Origin of the sequence: Nocardia sp. NPDC004654 (assembly GCF_040609595.1) — a bacterium.
Taxonomy (GTDB): Bacteria; Actinomycetota; Actinomycetes; order Mycobacteriales; family Mycobacteriaceae; genus Nocardia.
In genome coordinates this window covers 39,904-56,637 of the sequence record NZ_JBEXKI010000008.1, presented here as the reverse complement: position 1 = coordinate 56,637, position 16,734 = coordinate 39,904, and the positions used below count along the sequence as shown (strand labels likewise).

The window sequence follows — 16,734 nt, the reverse complement described above, 5'->3', positions numbered from 1 at the left end:
GTTCAGCTGCCTCCCAGCTCGACGACGGCCTTGTCCAGAACGAATGCCTCCGCGTGCCGGGTGCGGCTCTGCACGCCGCGCAACCGGGACAGACCGGTGAACGCGGCCTCGTCGAACCAGTCGCGCCCGGTCTGGGAGGGGTAGTGCTTGTGCAACAGCCGCGCCTTCTCCTCGGCGAGCTCGGCGGGAACCGGCTGGAAGACGGTGGGGCGCGGCGTGTCGGTCTCCCACTTGAGGATCTCGTAGCCGAGCACCAGGTGATCGCGGAACTCGGTGGGCGTCAGCTCAGCGAGCAGACGATGATCCTGGTGGGCGTCGCCGCGCTGCGGCGCGAACACCACATCCGCGGCGCAGCCCACCCGAAAGGCGGCCAGCGCGTTCTTGATTCGCTCCCAGTGCGCGGGCGCGCGGCCGTCGGGGACGTCGAGGACGGTCAGCGAGAGGGCCGCGCCGGGACAGAAGTCCGCGAGCGCGGCCCGTTCCTCCTCCTCGCGTTCCGTACCGCCGCCGGACAGCACCAGCGCGCACACGCGCAGCCCAGGGCGGCGGCGCGACAGCGTGAGCAACGTGGCGCCCATCCCGATCGCGATGTCGTCGCAGTGCGCCCCGAGCACCGCGATCTCCGCGATCGGCGCGGCGATCAGCGGAATCACGCGGGCTCCCAGACCATCCACGGTCGCACGCCCGAGCGGTAGCCCGCGTCGAGTTCGGCGCGTTCCTTGAACGTGTCGGCGGGCTTCCAGAACCCGAGGTGCTGGTAGCCGAACAGCCTGCCCTGCCCGGCGAGCGTGCCGCACGCGTCGGCCACCAGGTCGCCGCCGGGCGGCAGCAGGTCGAACACCTCCTGGGTGAGCACGAAGTACCCGCCGTTCTCCCAGATCGGCATCGCGGCGACCGGCATGATGTCCTTGACCTCGCCGGTCGGCGTGAGATCGACGCAGTGGAACGACGATTGCGGCGGCACCACCATCATCGACGCGGCCGCGCCGGACGCGGTGAACCTGGCGATCATCTCGTCCAGCGGCGCGTCGGTGAGCACATCGGCGTAGTTCGCCAGGAAGGTCTCGTCCGTGCCGAGGTACTGCCGCACCCGCCGCAGCCGCTCACCGATGGCCGATTCCACACCGGTGTCGACGAAGGTGATGGACCAGTCGCTGATGTCGCTGCGCAGCAACTCCACCCGGCCGTCCCGGATGACGAAGTCGTTGGACACCGACTCCTCGTAGGTGAGGAAGAAGTTCTTGATGTGCTCTGCGCCGTAGCCGAGGCACAGGATGAACTCCTTGTGGCCGAAGTGCGCGTAGTAGCGCATCACGTGCCACAGCAGCGGTCGCGGACCGACCAACTGCATCGGCTTGGGGATCATGTCGTCGGAGCCGTCACGCATCCGCATCCCGTAGCCGCCGCAGAACAGCACAACTTTCATCGCGCCTGCCTCCCCGTGAAGTGTTCGTCGTTGTCGGTGGGCGCGGACCCCGCGGCGGTGGACGGGTCCGCGTCGTCGTCTCGTGGCGCGCCGGTGAGATCGGCGCGATGCAGGGTCGGCAGCGGGTAGACCAGCTCGCCGCCCCAGTCGGCGATGTGGCGCAGTTGCGCGGTCAGCTCGGTCTCCAAATTCCACGGCAGCACGAGCACCACGTCGGGACGGTCGGCGTCGATGCGCTCGGGCGGGTGGATCGGGATGCGGGTACCCGGCGTGAAACGGCCGTGCTTGTAGGGGTTTCGGTCGACGGTGTACTCGAGCAGGTCGGGACGGATGCCGCAGTAGTTGAGCAGGGTGTTGCCCTTGCCCGGCGCGCCGTAACCCACTACCCGCTTGCCTTCGGCACGCCGGTCGAGCAGGTAGCGCAGCAGTTCCTGGCGCACCCGCGCGGCGCGCGGCGCGAGATCCCGGTAGCCGTCCGGGTGGTGCAGACCGGCCGCGGCCTCGTCGCGCAGCACCTCCGCGACCCGCTCGCTCGGCGCGCCCGCCGCCGCTTCGGGACGGGCCCACAGGCGAATCGAACCGCCGTGTGTGGCAAGCAGTTCCACGTCGACCACGACGAGTCCGGCGGTGGCGAGAGCGCGTTGCGCCGACAGCACCGTGTAGTACTGGAAGTGCTCGTGGTAGATGGTGTCGAACTGCCCGAGCCGCAACAGATTCGCCGCGTGGTGCACCTCGATCGACAACCAGCCGTCGTCGGCCATCAGCTCGCGCAACGACCGGGTGAAGCCGCGCAGGTCGGGCACGTGCGCGTAGACGTTGTTGGCGACCACGAGGTCCGCGGGGCCATGTGTGGCGCGCACCTTCGCCGCCGAATCCTCGTCCAGGAAGGCGGTTTCCGTGGGCACGCCGAGCGCACGGGCGGCCGCGCCGACGTTCACCGACGGCTCGATGCCGAGGCAGCGGATGCCCGCGCCGACCATGTGCCGCAACAGATAGCCGTCGTTGCTCGCGGCCTCCACGACGAAGGACTCCGTTCCGAGCCCGAGCTTTTCGACGGCATCGGAAACGAATCTTTCAGCGTGCCGGACCCAGCTTTCGGAATACGACGCGAAATAGGCGTATTCGGTGAACGTCTCTTCGGGTGTGATCAAAGCGGGGATCTGCAATAGCAGACAGTCGTCGCAGAGCCGCAGATGCAGCGGATAGGTGGGCTCGGCGAGATCGAGTTCGGCTGCCGCGAGGAATTTCTCGCACGGTGGCGTCGCGCCGAGGTCGAGCACGCTCGAAAGGCGCGCGGAATCACACAGACGACAACGCATGCAGGCCCCACCTTCTGCCGAGAGAACGGATCGCCCGGCGGATGGCCGGCACGTCGTCGAGGACGCGATCCAGTGGAACGTTACAACGAACCGCCTGGTTGCCGCTGATGAAATCGGTTGTGAGATTGCGGATTACGGCCATCTTCTGCGGCGTGTCGCGCATCGGCATCCGACTCGCTATCCGGGAATCCAGCCGAGGTGCCGCATCGATCGTTTCGAATCAAAAGTAATTCATCGGCGTAGACCTGGCGTGATATCGCAACGCGTCGCGCGCGGTGCTGCAGGCGGAAAACAAACCATCGGTTTCCCGCTACTTTCTGGAATCCATTGCGGCCCTTGTCATTCGATATGTGAAACGTTTTGTGTTCTGTAACAATCTGCTGTTGGCCGTCGAATGACCGAACACCCCGGGGCGGCCGATGCGTGTGCCGCGGGGACCGATCGACGGGGATCGGGGGCGACGAATTCTCCCAGGGGGAGGTCTGTTCCATGAGCTACGAGCTCACCGGCGATGACGAACTCGATATGTCCGTCTCGTCCCACACCGCACCGCGTTCGGTGCGGGAACGTTGGCAAGCCGACTATGTAAAGCACTTGGCCACAACGGATCTGCTCGTCATCGGCGCGGCGGTCGGGCTGGCGCAGGTGATCCGGTTCGGCGGGCCGGTCGCGCCGCCGCTCGCCTGGCGATTGCCCTACGAGATCGGCTACACGGTCGTCTCGGTGGCACTCGCGCTGACTTGGGCGCTGCTGCTCGCGGTCGGCAACACCCGATCGCCGCAGGTGGTCGGCTCCGGAACCGAGGAATACCGCCGGTTGGTCTCGGCGACGCTGCGGCTGTTCGGTGCGCTCGCGATCGTCTCGCTGATCGTCCGAATCGAGTTCGCCCGTGGCTATCTGGCGATCGCGCTGCCGCTCGGTCTGCTCGGCCTGATGTTCAGCAGGCTCGGCTGGCGGCTGCACACCCGCCACCGCCGCCGCGCTCGCGCGGAGTACCTCACCTCGGTGCTCGTGGTCGGCGCGCCGGAGGTCGCGCAGGCGATGGCGACCGCGTTCTCCCGTGATCCGGATTCGGGTTATCGCGTGGTGGGCGTGTGCGTTCCGGACGGCGTCGCCGCGACCGGCCGCTACGGGTTGCGGACGTCCGGACGCACTTTCTCCGTGGTCGGCGACGATCGTTCGGTGCTGGAGGCGGTGCGGCGCAGCGGCGCGGACACGGTCGCGGTCACCGCGACCGACTACCTCGGGCCTGTCGAATTGCGCCGAATGGCATGGGAACTCGATCCGCTCGGGGTCGAGTTGATCGTCGCGCCCGGCGTGGTGGACATCGCTGGGACCAGGTTGACCAACCGGCTGGTCGCCGGAATGCCGATGCTGCACATCGCCAAACCGCAGTACGACCGGGCCAAGTCGACCGGAAAGGCGGTGTTCGACGCGTGTTTCGCCAGCGCCGTGCTGCTGGCGATCGCGCCGGTGCTGCTCGCCATCGCGCTCGCGGTGAAACTGACCAGCCCCGGCCCGGTGTTCTACCTGTCGGAGCGAATCGGGCTCGGGGGCAAACCGTTTCGGATGATCAAGTTCCGCAGCATGTACCAGGACGCCGAGCGCACCGCGACCGACCTGATCGAGGCCAACGGCGGCAATCCGGTGTTCTTCAAGATGAAGGACGACCCGCGGGTGACGCCGGTCGGCCGGGTGATCAGGAAGTTCAGTCTCGACGAGCTGCCGCAGTTCCTCAACGTGTTGCGCGGCGAGATGAGCGTCGTCGGTCCGCGGCCGCAGGTGCAGCGCGAGGTGGACACCTACGACGGCGAGATGCGACGCAGGCTGCTGGTCAAACCGGGCGTCACCGGTCTGTGGCAGGTCAGCGGACGGTCCGACCTGTCGCTGGAAGACTCGGTGCGACTCGATCTCTCGTACGTGGAGAACTGGTCGATGGTGCTCGATCTGCTGCTGATCGCCAAGACCATCGGCGCGGTCGCGCGCGGGGAGGGCGCCTACTAGTAGGCCCTACGTCAGGACGGTCGGCGCGCCGGGAACTCGGCGGCGAGTTCGGCGAAGATCGCGGAGTTGAAGTCGAAGGCGCGCTGGCACTCCTCGAGCACGCGGCGGCGCTCGAGCTCGTCCACCGACAGGTCGTCGAGCAGGGCCCGGTATTCGCGCTTGAAGGCGGCCGGATTCGCGATGTCGTCGAAGACGTAGAAGCGCACGCCGTCGCCGCGGCGCGGCAGATCCCACAGCTTTTCGGCGGTGCCGCGGATCACCTGACCGCCGGACAGATCGCCGAGGTAGCGCGTGTAGTGGTGCGCGACATAGCCCGCGGGCCAGTCGCGCGCGCATTCCTCGATGCGCTCGGCGTAGGCGGCGGTGGCGGGCAGCGCCCTGAGTTCGGTGCGCCAGTCCGGGCCGAGCAGGGCGGCGAGGTCGCGTTCGAGCTCGGCGGTCCTGGCCAGCTCCGGCTTGATGAACGGGCCCGCGACCGTGTCGCCAGCCAGTTCGGGCCAGCGCGCCTCGAGCGCGCGGTAGATGAACCACAGCTGGCCGGTGTAGCGGTGGTAGGAGTCGATGCCGAGCGCGCCGCCGAGCATGTCGCTGATGAACGAGGAGTTCTCCGCTTCGGCGTGCTGACGCTCCGTGGCCGATCGGATACGTGCCGAGAAAGGTACTGCCTCCGACATTCGAACCACCTCACCGTCATACGCAGCCGTTGTTTGGCTACCCTAACCAACCGCACCGAACCATACCCGGTTCGGCGACGCCGCCGCACCGGAGCGGCGGCACGGTATCAGTGTGCGGGATGCGACCGCCGTCTGCGCCGGACGATCGGTCGGCGCAGCGAGCCGAAGCGGCTGAGGATCGGCGGACGGCGCAGCGTGCGGTCGCACCATTCGCCCAGCGTCACACCCGCGGCCAGCGCGCAGCCGATACCGAAGGCGGAGAGCAACTGATCGAAGCCGAGCAGCGGTTCGTCGTTGAGCATCGCGTAGAGCCCGCGATACACGCTGAGACCGGGCAGCAGCGGCGTGATGCCCGCGACCGCGACGACGAGCGGGGGAGTCAACGCGCGACGGGCCATCAGACCACCGGCCAGACCGATCAGGGTGGCGGCCACCCCGGAGGAGATCACCGGACCGAACCCGGCGTACTGCACGAGCAGATAGCTGATCGCGCCCGCCGCGCCGCCGAACGCGGCCGCGGCAAGCGCGCGTCTCTCGGCGTAGCAGGCGAGCGCGAAGGCCAGCGCCGCGACCGCGCCCGCCGCGATCTTGACCGGCAGATTCGTGATGTCGCGACCGGAGGTCATCTCGATCGACGGCACGGTGGCGCCGGCCACTTGGCCCAGCCGCAGGGCGAGCGCGATGCCCGCGACGATGCCGCCGGTCATCATCACCACTTCGAGCAGGCGGGCCGTCGCGGTGATCGGCGCGCCGGTGATCGCGTCCTGTACCGAGCCGACCAGTTGCAGACCACTGAGCAGCACCGTGATGCCCGCCGCGATGATCAGCGTGGGATCGACCCGGATGTCCAGCGGCTCGGCGAGGGTGGAGAGCACTATGGCGGGGGTCGCCGCGATGAGTCCGCCCGCCATGTGCTGGAAGAAGAAGGGCAGCCCGTAGCGGTTGAGCACCCGGTTCGTGCGGTCGATCGCCGCGGTGGTCGCGAAGCTGAGCGCGGCGACGACGACACCCGCGCCGAGCAGCGCGGCGATGGCGGCGGCAAGCAGCGACCAGCCGAACGTCGCGGTCCAGCGGTGGTACGGGTGCGGCGCGGAGGTGATGTCGTCGAGCGCGGCGCGCGCGTCCTCGGGCGCCACCACCTGGGTGCGGATGCGTCGGGTGAGGCGGTCCACCGCGGCGAGCCTGGTGAAGTCGAGCGCGCGGTATTGCACGATGCGCATCGTGCTGGCGGGCGGCAGCAGCGGCCCGCGATCGGCCCAGATGCGGATGGCGTCGTAGGTGACGTCGACATCGCAGCGGGCCAAGCCGTAGGTGGCCGCGATGAAACGCACCTGGCTGGTGGTGTCCATGACGCCGGTGCCCGAGGCGAGCACGACCTCGCCGACCCGGACGGCGAGATCGAGCACCTCGGCGACCCGCGCGTCGTCGGTGAGGTCGATCGGCTGCAGGGGAGTCGGCGCGGCGACGATGGTGTCGGCGGTGGCCTGCCGGTCGGCCACCAGCAGCCCGACGGCCTGGCTGACGCCCGGCAGATGCGGTCCGCGACGCGGCCACAGCCGGTTACGCCAGCCGAGGTGATCGGCTCGCCGATTGGTGTCGTCTCCTCCCGACAGCGCGTCAAGACTCATGCACGCGAACGTAGTCGTAGCTCGCCGGTCCGGCATCCGCGCCTGTCAGCAGGTGTGTCCGCCTCCCGAATCCGTGGTGCGGCGCGCCGAAAGATGGTAGAACTTGTTCTAATTTCTGGCGATGGGAGTACGTGCGGTGCGGTACGGGATCGTGTTGTTCACCAGTGACCGGGGCATTACCCCCGCCGACGCCGCGGCGGCGGCCGAGCGGGCCGGCTTCGACTCGTTCTATGTGCCCGAGCACACCCATATTCCGGTGGTGCGCGCCGCCGCGCACCCACGCACCGGCGACGCGAGCCTGCCCGACGACCGCTACCTGCGCACCCTGGACCCCTGGGTCGCCCTGGGCACCGCCGCGGCGGTGACCGAGCGCATCACCCTCTCGACCGCGGTCGCGCTGCCCGCCGAACACCACCCGATCACCCTGGCCAAGGCCATCGCCTCGCTGGATCACCTGTCCGGCGGCCGGGTCAGCCTCGGCGTCGGATTCGGTTGGAACACCGACGAACTCGCCCACCACGGGGTGCCCGCGAACAAGCGGCGCACGGTGCTGCGCGAGCACCTGGACGCGATGCGCGCGATCTGGAGCGAGGAAGAGGCCAGCTTCTCCGGCGAGTTCGTGAACTTCGGACCGAGCTGGTCGTGGCCGAAGCCGGCACAGAAGCGCATCCCCGTGCTGCTCGGCGCGGCGGGCGGGGAGAAGTCGTTCGCCTGGCTAGCCGAGAACGCCGACGGATGGATCACCACGCCCACCGAAGAGGGTCTCGGCGAGAAGATCGAACTGCTGCACCGGATCTGGCGTGAACACGGGCGCACCGAGACCCCGGAGATCATCGCGCTGGCCGGGCGGCACGACGCGGCGCAGTTGGCGCGGTGGGCCGAACTCGGTGTCACCGAAGCGGTTTTCGGTCTGCCGGACCGCGGCGCGGAAGAGGTCCGCGCCTACCTGGAGCGGCTGGCGGGCAAGCTGTCCAAAGGGACGCTGCCGAAGTAGTCCGCCGACAGCCCGCGCACAGCCGGAGCGAAGGCGAAGGTACGCCTCGAGGAATGCTGCCGGAATCGGGCTGTCTGCGCCTGGCCGAAGCGGAGGCGGAGGTGCGCGTCGGGCGGAATGCGAACGGCGCTGGCGATGCCGCGCGCCGCCGCTGTGGCGCAGCGGCGGCGCGGATTCGGTAGCAGTTCAGCGCAAGTCGCGGCGGCGGTAGGCCGCCATGCCGACGGCGAGCAGGGCCGCGGCGATGCCGAGCAGCCACAGGATCGGCGTCGCCTCGAACGGCGCACCGGGCAGCTTCGGCGGATGCACGAACGGCACCAGGTCGACTGTCCACTGCGGCAAACCGTCCAGCGAGCCGACGAAGAAGATCACGATCATCCCGCTGAGCACGCCCCAGGCGACCGGCGTGTAGCGCGGCGCGAGCCCGAAGATCGCGACGGTGATGCCGGTGACGACCCACACCGCGGGCACCTGAACCGCCGCGGCGGCCAGCGATTCCGGCAGCTTCTCGCCGAGTTCGCCCGTGCTGAGACCGTAGACGACGCCGATCGCGAGCCCGGCGGTCAGCAGGGCGATCGCGGGTCCGGCCAGCGCGAAACCGATGTGGCTCAACGCGTAGCGGGTCCGGCCCACCGCGGCAGCCAGCGTGGCCTCGGCCCGCTGGCTGGACTCCTCGTCGTGCAGGCGCAGCGCCGCCGAGATCGAATAGGCGCCTGCCGCCGCGGCCAGCATGGTGATCGCGTAGGCGATGAACGACTCCTCCAGGCTCTCCGAACCGCCCATGCGCGTGACCAGATCGGTGATGGTGCCGCTGTCGTCGAGCATGTCGCTGACGCTGTTCACCGCGCCGCCGATCAACAGCCCGTACAGGCCGAAACCGATGGTCCAGGCGAGCAGCGTGCCGCGCTGCAGCCGCCAGGCCAGCGCGACCGGCCCGGCGAATCCCGGCGCGGCGGCCGCCGGACCCGGACGCTCGGCGAGCAGCCCCGAGCCGGTGTCGCGCGAGGCGAGCAAGGCGTAGGCGGCGCCCGTCGCCAGCACGGCGACCGTGGCCAGCGGCAGCAGTACCCACCACCGCTCGTCGGCGTACGGTCGGATCTGCAGCGACCAGCCGATCGGGGAGAACCAGGACAGCACGCCGTTGCCCGCGTCGCCGACCGCTCGCAGCGCGAACGCCGCGCCGAGCGCCGCGAACGCTACGCCGCGCGCGACCCGCGCACCGGCGCTGACCTGGGCGGCGACCGCCGCGATCGCGGCCCACGCGATGCCGGACGCGGCCAGCGCCGCACCGAACGCCAGCGAACCCGCCGCGGGCAGATCGGCCGCGTAGAGCGATGCGGCGCAGGCGATTCCGGCGATCAGCGCCCCGCCGAAGGTCATGACGAGCGCCGCGGTCAGCCCGGCGAAGCGGCCGATGCTGGTGGCGCCGACCAGCTCCGCGCGGCCGGTCTCCTCTTCGACCCTGGTGTGCCGGATGACGGTCAGGATGGTCGCGATCGCGATCATCGTGTACATCGCGCCGGCCTTCCAGGTACCGATGGAACCGAGCTCGGTGCTGAACACCGGCCCGTACATGGCGACCAGCGCCGGACTGTCCGCGGTGGTTCGCGCGAAATCGTCGAGCTGGGTCTGGGTGGTGTACAGATCCTTGATGCTGACCACCTGGAAGGCGGGCATCAGTCCGATCAGCAGCGACCACAGCGGCAGCACGATCCGGTCGCGGCGCAGATACAGGCGCAACAGCTGCCCGGTGCCCGCGAAATCGGCGGACTCGCCGAAAAGCGGTGTGGCAGGGGCCCGGTGGGCGGCGGTGGTCATGCCCGCACCTGCTCCCCGAGCTTCGCCGAGGCGTCCTTGTCCTTGCCGTCGACGTGGTAATGCCGCATGAACAGCTCCTCGAGCGTGGGCGGAGCACTGGTGAGACTGCGCACGCCCGTGTCGCCGAGCACCCGGATCAGCTCGCCGAGGTGCTCGCTGTCCACCTGGCAGCGCAGCGTGGATCCGTCGCGCTCGATATCCTCGACGCCCGAGATCCGGCTGAGATCGCCTGGGTCGCCGAGCAATTCGGCGGTGATGGCGGTGCGCGAGAGGTGCCGCAGGTCGGACAGCGACCCGCTCTCGACCGTCCGGCCCGCCCGGATGATGGTCACCCGGTCGCAGAGCGCCTCGACCTCGGACAGGATGTGGCTCGACAACAGCACTGTCGCACCGCGCTGCTGCGCCTCGTGCACGCATTCGCGAAAAACCTGTTCCATCAACGGATCCAGGCCGGAGGTCGGCTCGTCGAGTAGCAGCAGCCGCACGTCGGAGGCGAGCGCCGAGATCAGCGCGACCTTCTGGCGGTTGCCCTTGGAGTAGGTGCGTGCCTTCTTGCGGGGGTCCAGATCGAAGCGTTCGATCAGCTCGGCGCGGCGTTCGGCGTTGATGCCGCCGCGCATCCTGGCGAGCAGGTCGATGGTCTCGCCGCCGGACAGCGACGGCCACAGCGTGACATCGCCTGGCACATAAGCCAATTCGCGGTGCAGGCCGACCGCGTCGGTCCACGGGTCGCGGCCGAACAGCCGGACGCGACCGGAAGTGGCGCGCAAGATGCCGAGCAGGACCCGGATGGTGGTCGACTTGCCCGCGCCGTTGGGGCCGAGGAAGCCGTGGATCTCGCCTTCGCGGACCGCGAGGTCGAGTCCGTCCAGGGCGGTGACGTGTCCGAAGGTCTTTCGCAGATCTTCGATTTCGATGACCTCGGTCATCTGTGCTCCTTCATGACAGTGTCCATCAGGGTGGTGTCGGTGAGCAGGCCCTGGGTGTAGAACTCGAGGGCCGGTGGGGTGAGTTCTTCGGTGATGGCGCGGATCGCCTTGCGGAAGTCGATCTTCTCGCCCTCGCGGTGGTGCAACTGGACCCACAGCAGGACGGCGCCGACATTGAGCGTCATCAGGTAGCGGGCGCGGGCCTTGTGGTCGCGACTCGGCTTGATGGTTCCCGCGTCGACCCCCTGCTGCATGTAGCCCTCGGCGTCGGCGACCATGTGCTCGAACAGGGACTCGGCCATCGGCCCACCCGCTTGCAGGCTGCGCACCATGTAGGCGACGAGCGGACCGTACGTTTCGATCTCGGCCAGTGCGGCGAGCGTGCCGGACGCGGCGTTCGGCGCTGTGATGGCCTTGACCTTCTCGTCCCGGATCAGTTGCAACACTCGGTCGTCGCAAGCGGCGCGCAGGCCGTTCTTGGAACCGAAGTGGTGGTTGACCAGGCCGGGGGAGACACCTGCCGCGGCGGCGATGGCGCGGACTCCGACCTGGAATCCCTGCTCACCGAAGACTTCGATCGCGGCGTCTCTGATCCGGGCCGCCGTGCTCAGATCTGCGGCGGATCCTTGCGATACGGGCTGTTGCTTGAACACATGTTCAGTATATTAAACGGCTGTTCAATCGAGGGCAAGAGTTTTGGCTCGAGACCGGGTGGTACGTGGCGACTATGGTCGAAGTCATGGCAACCGGCAGCAGCTCTACGACGGCAGAACACCTTCGTGCGGCACTCGACGGACCGTGGGGGTCCGTCCGCGAGGAGGCCCGAACCCAACTGGCCGGACAGGAATTCACCGGCGATCCCTATCTCGACTACAAGGCGGCGCGCGCCCGCGTGCTCGACCAGATGCGCGTGATCGCGACCCTGGGCTACGCCGAGCGCGGATTCCGCAGGGAGAACGGCGGAACCAGCGAACCGGGCGCGGCCGTCACCGGGTTGGAGATGCTCGCCTACGCGGACCTCTCGCTGTGGGTGAAGGCGGGCGTGCAGTGGGGCCTGTTCGGCGGTGCGGTGGAGAATCTCGGCACCGAACGCCACCGCGACTACATCCGCAGGCTGATCTCGCTGGACCTGCTCGGTTGCTTCGCGATGACCGAATCCGGGCACGGCAGCGACGTCGCCAACATCGAGACCACCGCCACCTACGATCCCGACACCGAGGAATTCGTGGTGCACAGTCCGACGCCCTCGGCGCGCAAGGACTACATCGGCGGCGCCGCCGAGCACGCCCGGATGGCCGCGGTCTTCGCCCAGCTCATCACCAAGGGCGAGAACCAGGGCGTGCACTGCCTGCTGGTGCCGATCCGCGACGAGCAGGGCGCCGACCTCCCCGGCGTGACCACTTCCGACGACGGACTCAAAGGCGGCCTGCTCGGTGTCGACAACGGCCGCATCGTCTTCGACCACGTCCGCGTCCCGCGCGAGAACCTGCTCAACCGCTACGCCGACGTCGCGCCCGACGGCACCTACAGCTCGGAGATCGAGAACCCGAGCCGCCGCTTCTTCACCACCCTCGGCACGCTGGTGCGCGGGCGGGTCAGCGTGGGGGGCGCCGCGGCGGCGGGCGCGCGGGTCGCGCTGAGCATCGCGCTGCGCTACGCGCTGAAGCGCAGGCAGTTCTCCGACCCGGACACCGGCGAGGAGACGGTGCTGCTGGACTACCGCAGTCATCAGCGCAGGCTGCTGCCGCTGCTGGCGAAGTCCTACGCCTACGCCTTCGCGCAGAACGACCTGGTGCGCCGCATGCACCTGGTGCAGACCGGCCAGGATCTGGAGCCGAACGCGCAGCGCGCGCTGGAGAAGCGCGCGGCGGGCCTGAAGGTCGCCCAGACCAGGCACGCCACCCGCGCCATCCAGGAGTGCCGCGAAGCCTGCGGCGGCGCGGGGTATCTCACCGAGAACCGCCTGGTGACGCTCAAGGGCGACACCGATGTGTTCACCACGTTCGAAGGTGACAACGTAGTCCTCACGCAGTTGGTCGCCAAGGAACTGCTGACCGCGTACGCCGACGAGATCCGCGATCTGGACGCGCTCGGCTGGGTGCGCTTCGCGGCCACCATGGCGGGCGACGTGGTGCGTAAGCGTTCCGGCGTGCGTCAACTCATCCAGACGCTGCGCGACCGCGGCGACGACGGCGTGGACGAGGGCGATCTGTCACGGCGCGCGGTGCAGTTGCAGCTGTTCGCCGACCGCGAGGACTACCTGGTGCGCACCGCCGCGCACCGGCTGCGCGCGCGGGCCGAGGAGACCGGTCCCTTCGAGGCGTTCAACAACGCCCAGGACCACATCCTGGCCGCGGGCTCCGCGCACATCGACCGGCTGGTGCTGGAAGCCTTCATCGAAGGCATCGGCGACATCGAGGATCCGGAGGCCAAGGCGCTCGCCGACCTCGTGTGCGATCTGTTCGTCTACACCATGCTCGAGGAGAACTCGGCCTGGTTCATCATGCACCGGTTCATGTCGGTGGAGCGAGCCAAGGCGGTCCGCCGCGGCGTGAACGAGCTGGTGGACCGGCTGCGCCCGCACGCGCTGACGCTCGTCGAGGGGATGGGCGTGCCGGAGAGCATGTTGCGCGCCGCGCTGCTCGACGACGCCAGCGTCTACGAGCGGAGCTGATCGGGGGCGGTGCGGTCCGCGCCGAGCGCGTCACGGGAGACAGCGCCCGCGAGCGAATCGGTGATCGCGCACAGGGCGAGCACCATCGCGACGGCCGCGGCCGCACCGCCGAGCACATCCGTGGCGAGGTGGTAGTCGAGCCCGATCATGCCCACCGCCACACCACCGAGCGCGACGACGGCCACCACCGCGACCGTGCGCCGGGCTCCGGTCGAATCCGTCAGCAGGACGAACGTGGCCGCGATCGCGACCAGGTGCACGGTGTGCCCGCTCGGGTAGGCCAGATAGTCGTGCAGCGGGCGGTCCCACAGCGGTTTCAGCACCCAGGTGTTGATCGCGACGGCCACTTCCGGAACCACGAACATCGTTGCGGCGCGCCACCATTCGCGGCGGTAGGCGAACCACGCGGTCGCGGCGCAGAGCAGCGGAAGCAGGATGTAGGCGTTGCTCGGCACGACGAGGACGTGGTAGACGCCGCGATACCCGTCCAGCGTCGCGCGGACCGGCTCCTCGACCGCCCGATCGAGATCCGTGCGCCCGCCGTCCGCGGGGAACGACAACGGGATCGTCAGGGCGATCACCGCGCACAGCACGCCGGTGTACGCGCGCACCGCGCCGGATGCCTGCCGTCCGTCCATCACCGGTCGACGATAGCGGGGCGCGGTCACCCCCGCGCGGCCGGTGATCGTCGATCAGCGTGCGGACCGATCGTCACATGCCGCGGCCGGTACGCGTGCGGAGCGGAGCAGCCGGGCGCGCGACGTCGATCACCCCTGCGGTCGGCGGCCGTGCAGCCGTTCGAGCCGGCCGACGTGGACAGCCGGATCGGCCGCGCACAGTCGGCGAACCGAATCGATGATCAGCCCGGCCCGTAGGTCAGGATCGCGGTGACCACGAACCACAGCACCCACGCGATGGCCGCCACCATGCCTACCGTGAGCACCGCGCGCATGAGCGCACGGCCCATGTCGATGTCGCCGCGCTCGGTCGGGTAGAGCTTCCACGGGCTGTACCACGGTGCCTGGAAGGCGGGCTTCTGCGCGTCGCGCTCCAGCTGGGCGAGCTCCTCGGCGTAGGCCTCGGCCTGCGCCTGCTGCGGGCCGCCGTGCCACAGCGTGATGTCGATGGGGCCGAGGAAGCCCTCGTTGAGCAGATCCTGCGGCGCGGGCAGATAGGGGAGAATGCCGAGACCGCGGAAGGCCACCGCGACGTCGTTGGCGGTCCACAGGTGCTTCTCGCTGTCGGCGAGGGTCTCGAAGTAGTGCCGCAGCCTGCCGGGGTCGGTGCCGAGGATGACGTCGAAACTCGGGTCGCTCCAAGCCTGTTGGATCTGTAGCTCGGCCCCGCGTAGCGGCACCACGAGCGCGACGCCGTGCACCGCGCGCTGCCCGAGGCCGCGGGCCGACAGCCAGTCCTGCAACGCGAAGGTGTGTTCCCTGGACTTCTCCAGCGGCGTGCGCCGGTCGCGGCCCTCCATCGCGGCGGTCTCGCCGTTGATGGTCCACGGTCCGTTGAGCGGGATCTCGAGCACGCCGTCCTGGCGGGCGACGAGCGCTTCGGCCTCGATCACCACGCAGCTCGTCGGCGTCCAGACGACGGCGTCGAACTGGTGCAGCCGGTCCTTGTGGAACAGGCTGCAATTGATGGTGGCCACGCCGTGCGGACTGGCCGGGTCCTTCCAGGTGCGCAGCCAGTCGATCAGTGCCCGTTCGGCATTCGTGCCAGCCGGGTTCTGTACTCGTACGAGCATTCGCGACCGCCCTTCACGTCGTCACTCGACAGTGGACAGGATACGAGCAACGGCGCGGGGCGCGCCGCGCCGACGGTGCCGCACGGCGTGTTGGACGCGCGGCACCTTTCATTCGGGTATCTCCGCGGCGAGTTCGCCCGCCTGGACCGCCCGTTCGAGTTCGGCGTGATCGGCCTCGGTGCGGTCGGCGTAGCGCACCGCGAAGGCCGCGACCGCGTCCTCGAAGCGCTCGTCGCCGTCCAGATAGCCCGAGAGCAGGCGTGGGTCGAGCGAGCGCGAATGCGCGCGGGCCAGCAGCGCGCCCGCCAGCCTGCCGTAGTCGTCCAGGTCGCCCGCGGAGAGCCCGGCCGGATCGATGCTGCCCTTGAAATTGCGGAACTGCCGGACGATGAAGGGCAGCTTCCGCTCGCCGAGTTCGAGCGTCGTCCAGCCGAGCAGGATATCGCTCTCGGACTGAACGAGCCTGGCGCCCTGGACGATTCGCTCGCCCTCGTGCCGCACCGGCGGCGCGGGCAGGTACGGCGCGAGCGCGGACGGTATCGACTGCTTGAGCTGAAGCACCAGCACCTCGCCGTCGTTGCCGTGCAGCAGCGCGACATAGCTGTGCAGCCCGACGCTTCCGGTGCCGACGATGCGAAAGGCGATGTCGGACACCGCGAACCGGGCCAGCAGGTTGCGCCGCGACTCGCGCAGCGTGTCGCCGTAGCGTTCCAGTCCGTCGATGACGGCCTGCTCCACGGCGTCCTCGACCGCGGTGAGAACCGGTGGGTCGCTGACGAATCGGTGCTTGCTGATGCCGGTCTCGTGGTCGTCGAGATGCGTGGTCCATTTGGCGGCGACTTTGGCGCTGGTGTTCTTGCGCGCCTTCTTCGCCGCCTTCTTGAAGTCGTCGAGCAGGTCGTCGGCCTTGGCCTTGCTGATCACCGATTCGTCGGGCAGCGCGCTCCAGGACTCCATGAACGGCTGCTCGGCGAGCGCGTCGATGGCGAGCCGGTAGGCGCGGGCGGCGTCGCGCGCGGCCGTGCGGCAGTCGTCCTCGTCGGCGCCGGACTCGCGCCCGGCCAGCACCAGGCTGGCGGCGAGCCGCTCCAGATCCCACTCCCACGGACCGGCGATCGTCTCGTCGAAATCGTTGATGTCCATGATGATCTCGCCGCGCGAGGTGCCGTAGAGGCCGAAGTTCGCGGCGTGCGCGTCACCGCACAGCTGCGCGTCGACCCCGCTGACCGGCCCGCCCGCGAGATCGGCGGCCATCAGTCCGGCCGCGCCGCGGTAGAACGTGAACGGCCCGGACATCATGCGCCCCACCCGCAGCGGCACCAGGTGCGGCAGCCGGTCCGCGTGCGCGGCGCGCAGGAACTCCAGCACGTCCGGACGCCGCTCGCCCGCGGCTTCGCGGTCGCGCGCCGTCACCGGGACGCGCTCGCGCAGGGCGCGCCCCTTGGCCCGCACGTCCTCGGCGGGGACGTAGGAGCGCAGATCGATACCACTGTCGGACACAACCGATCACGCTATCCT

15 protein-coding genes are annotated in these 16,734 nt (G+C 69.3%); 3 read left to right on the top strand and 12 right to left on the bottom strand.

The window, feature by feature from the left end:
* Positions 1-2: 2 nt before the first annotated feature.
* The 4 genes from ABZV58_RS25735 to ABZV58_RS25720 are packed head-to-tail and all read right to left on the bottom strand — an operon-like array spanning position 3 to position 2,908.
* The gene (locus ABZV58_RS25735) at positions 3-653 is read right to left on the bottom strand and encodes a PIG-L family deacetylase (protein WP_355002719.1); all 651 of its coding nucleotides are present in this window, start codon (positions 651-653) and stop codon (positions 3-5) included.
* On the bottom strand, positions 650-1,426 hold the full coding sequence (locus ABZV58_RS25730) for a glucose-1-phosphate cytidylyltransferase (protein WP_355002718.1): 777 nt from the start codon (positions 1,424-1,426) through the stop codon (positions 650-652). The genes ABZV58_RS25735 and ABZV58_RS25730 overlap by 4 nt, the downstream gene beginning before the upstream one ends.
* A complete protein-coding gene (locus ABZV58_RS25725; RefSeq protein WP_355002717.1) occupies positions 1,423-2,745 on the bottom strand; it encodes a class I SAM-dependent methyltransferase in 1,323 nt (440 codons plus the stop codon). The genes ABZV58_RS25730 and ABZV58_RS25725 overlap by 4 nt, the downstream gene beginning before the upstream one ends.
* Positions 2,726-2,908, bottom strand: a complete 183-nt coding sequence (locus ABZV58_RS25720; protein WP_355002716.1) for a hypothetical protein — start codon at positions 2,906-2,908, stop codon at positions 2,726-2,728. The genes ABZV58_RS25725 and ABZV58_RS25720 overlap by 20 nt, the downstream gene beginning before the upstream one ends.
* Before the next feature lie 326 nt (positions 2,909-3,234).
* On the opposite strand from ABZV58_RS25720, the gene ABZV58_RS25715 reads away from it, so the two are divergent.
* Complete coding sequence (locus ABZV58_RS25715) at positions 3,235-4,749, top strand: sugar transferase (protein WP_355002715.1); 1,515 nt, start codon at positions 3,235-3,237, stop codon at positions 4,747-4,749.
* A gap of 11 nt (positions 4,750-4,760) precedes the next feature.
* Here ABZV58_RS25715 and ABZV58_RS25710 read toward each other — a convergent pair whose 3' ends face one another.
* Both ABZV58_RS25710 and ABZV58_RS25705 read right to left on the bottom strand, forming a co-directional pair.
* Positions 4,761-5,423 (bottom strand): biliverdin-producing heme oxygenase, encoded by a 663-nt coding sequence (locus ABZV58_RS25710; RefSeq protein WP_355002714.1) that lies wholly within the window; start codon positions 5,421-5,423, stop codon positions 4,761-4,763.
* Between the two features lie 107 nt (positions 5,424-5,530).
* Positions 5,531-6,955 (bottom strand): threonine/serine exporter family protein, encoded by a 1,425-nt coding sequence (locus ABZV58_RS25705; RefSeq protein ID WP_355003087.1) that lies wholly within the window; start codon positions 6,953-6,955, stop codon positions 5,531-5,533.
* A 232-nt stretch (positions 6,956-7,187) separates the two neighbouring features.
* Here ABZV58_RS25705 and ABZV58_RS25700 point away from each other — a divergent pair, with 232 nt between their 5' ends.
* A complete protein-coding gene (locus tag ABZV58_RS25700) occupies positions 7,188-8,045 on the top strand; it encodes an LLM class F420-dependent oxidoreductase (RefSeq protein WP_355003086.1) in 858 nt (285 codons plus the stop codon).
* Between the two features lie 186 nt (positions 8,046-8,231).
* Here ABZV58_RS25700 and ABZV58_RS25695 read toward each other — a convergent pair whose 3' ends face one another.
* From ABZV58_RS25695 to ABZV58_RS25685, 3 genes are read right to left on the bottom strand one after another with little or no spacing between them, the layout of a single operon-like run.
* Positions 8,232-9,863, bottom strand: a complete 1,632-nt coding sequence (locus tag ABZV58_RS25695) for an ABC transporter permease (protein ID WP_355002713.1) — start codon at positions 9,861-9,863, stop codon at positions 8,232-8,234.
* A complete protein-coding gene (locus tag ABZV58_RS25690; RefSeq protein ID WP_355002712.1) occupies positions 9,860-10,792 on the bottom strand; it encodes an ABC transporter ATP-binding protein in 933 nt (310 codons plus the stop codon). The genes ABZV58_RS25695 and ABZV58_RS25690 overlap by 4 nt, the downstream gene beginning before the upstream one ends.
* Positions 10,789-11,445, bottom strand: coding sequence for a TetR family transcriptional regulator (locus tag ABZV58_RS25685; RefSeq protein ID WP_355002711.1), 657 nt, complete (start codon positions 11,443-11,445; stop codon positions 10,789-10,791). Before ABZV58_RS25685 ends, ABZV58_RS25690 begins: the two co-directional genes overlap by 4 nt.
* Positions 11,446-11,531: 86 nt before the next feature.
* On the opposite strand from ABZV58_RS25685, the gene ABZV58_RS25680 reads away from it, so the two are divergent.
* Positions 11,532-13,466 carry an acyl-CoA dehydrogenase gene (locus tag ABZV58_RS25680; protein ID WP_355002710.1) on the top strand — a complete coding sequence of 645 codons (1,935 nt, stop codon included), beginning with the start codon at positions 11,532-11,534 and terminating at the stop codon, positions 13,464-13,466.
* On the opposite strand, the gene ABZV58_RS25675 is transcribed toward ABZV58_RS25680, so the two are convergent.
* The 3 genes from ABZV58_RS25675 to ABZV58_RS25665 all read right to left on the bottom strand — a co-directional run bounded on the left by ABZV58_RS25675 (position 13,451) and on the right by ABZV58_RS25665 (position 16,716).
* A complete protein-coding gene (locus ABZV58_RS25675; RefSeq protein ID WP_355003085.1) occupies positions 13,451-14,104 on the bottom strand; it encodes a hypothetical protein in 654 nt (217 codons plus the stop codon). The two genes, ABZV58_RS25680 and ABZV58_RS25675, sit on opposite strands and share 16 nt — an antisense overlap.
* Before the next feature lie 221 nt (positions 14,105-14,325).
* Positions 14,326-15,216 carry a nuclease-related domain-containing protein gene (locus tag ABZV58_RS25670; protein WP_355002709.1) on the bottom strand — a complete coding sequence of 297 codons (891 nt, stop codon included), beginning with the start codon at positions 15,214-15,216 and terminating at the stop codon, positions 14,326-14,328.
* A gap of 108 nt (positions 15,217-15,324) precedes the next feature.
* Positions 15,325-16,716 (bottom strand): DUF2252 domain-containing protein, encoded by a 1,392-nt coding sequence (locus ABZV58_RS25665; RefSeq protein ID WP_355002708.1) that lies wholly within the window; start codon positions 16,714-16,716, stop codon positions 15,325-15,327.
* Positions 16,717-16,734 lie beyond the last annotated feature (18 nt).

What these genes read in the sequence shown, in the direction of transcription:
- ABZV58_RS25730 (WP_355002718.1), bottom strand. Translation starts at nt 1,426, where the DNA reads ATGAAAGTTGTGCTGTTCTGCGGCGGCTACGGGATGCGGATGCGTGAC.
- ABZV58_RS25725 (WP_355002717.1), bottom strand. Translation starts at nt 2,745, where the DNA reads ATGCGTTGTCGTCTGTGTGATTCCGCGCGCCTTTCGAGCGTGCTCGAC.
- ABZV58_RS25720 (WP_355002716.1), bottom strand. Translation starts at nt 2,908, where the DNA reads ATGCGCGACACGCCGCAGAAGATGGCCGTAATCCGCAATCTCACAACC.
- ABZV58_RS25715 (WP_355002715.1), top strand. Translation starts at nt 3,235, where the DNA reads ATGAGCTACGAGCTCACCGGCGATGACGAACTCGATATGTCCGTCTCG.
- ABZV58_RS25710 (WP_355002714.1), bottom strand. Translation starts at nt 5,423, where the DNA reads ATGTCGGAGGCAGTACCTTTCTCGGCACGTATCCGATCGGCCACGGAG.
- ABZV58_RS25695 (WP_355002713.1), bottom strand. Translation starts at nt 9,863, where the DNA reads ATGACCACCGCCGCCCACCGGGCCCCTGCCACACCGCTTTTCGGCGAG.
- ABZV58_RS25690 (WP_355002712.1), bottom strand. Translation starts at nt 10,792, where the DNA reads ATGACCGAGGTCATCGAAATCGAAGATCTGCGAAAGACCTTCGGACAC.
- ABZV58_RS25680 (WP_355002710.1), top strand. Translation starts at nt 11,532, where the DNA reads ATGGCAACCGGCAGCAGCTCTACGACGGCAGAACACCTTCGTGCGGCA.
- ABZV58_RS25675 (WP_355003085.1), bottom strand. Translation starts at nt 14,104, where the DNA reads ATGGACGGACGGCAGGCATCCGGCGCGGTGCGCGCGTACACCGGCGTG.
- ABZV58_RS25670 (WP_355002709.1), bottom strand. Translation starts at nt 15,216, where the DNA reads ATGCTCGTACGAGTACAGAACCCGGCTGGCACGAATGCCGAACGGGCA.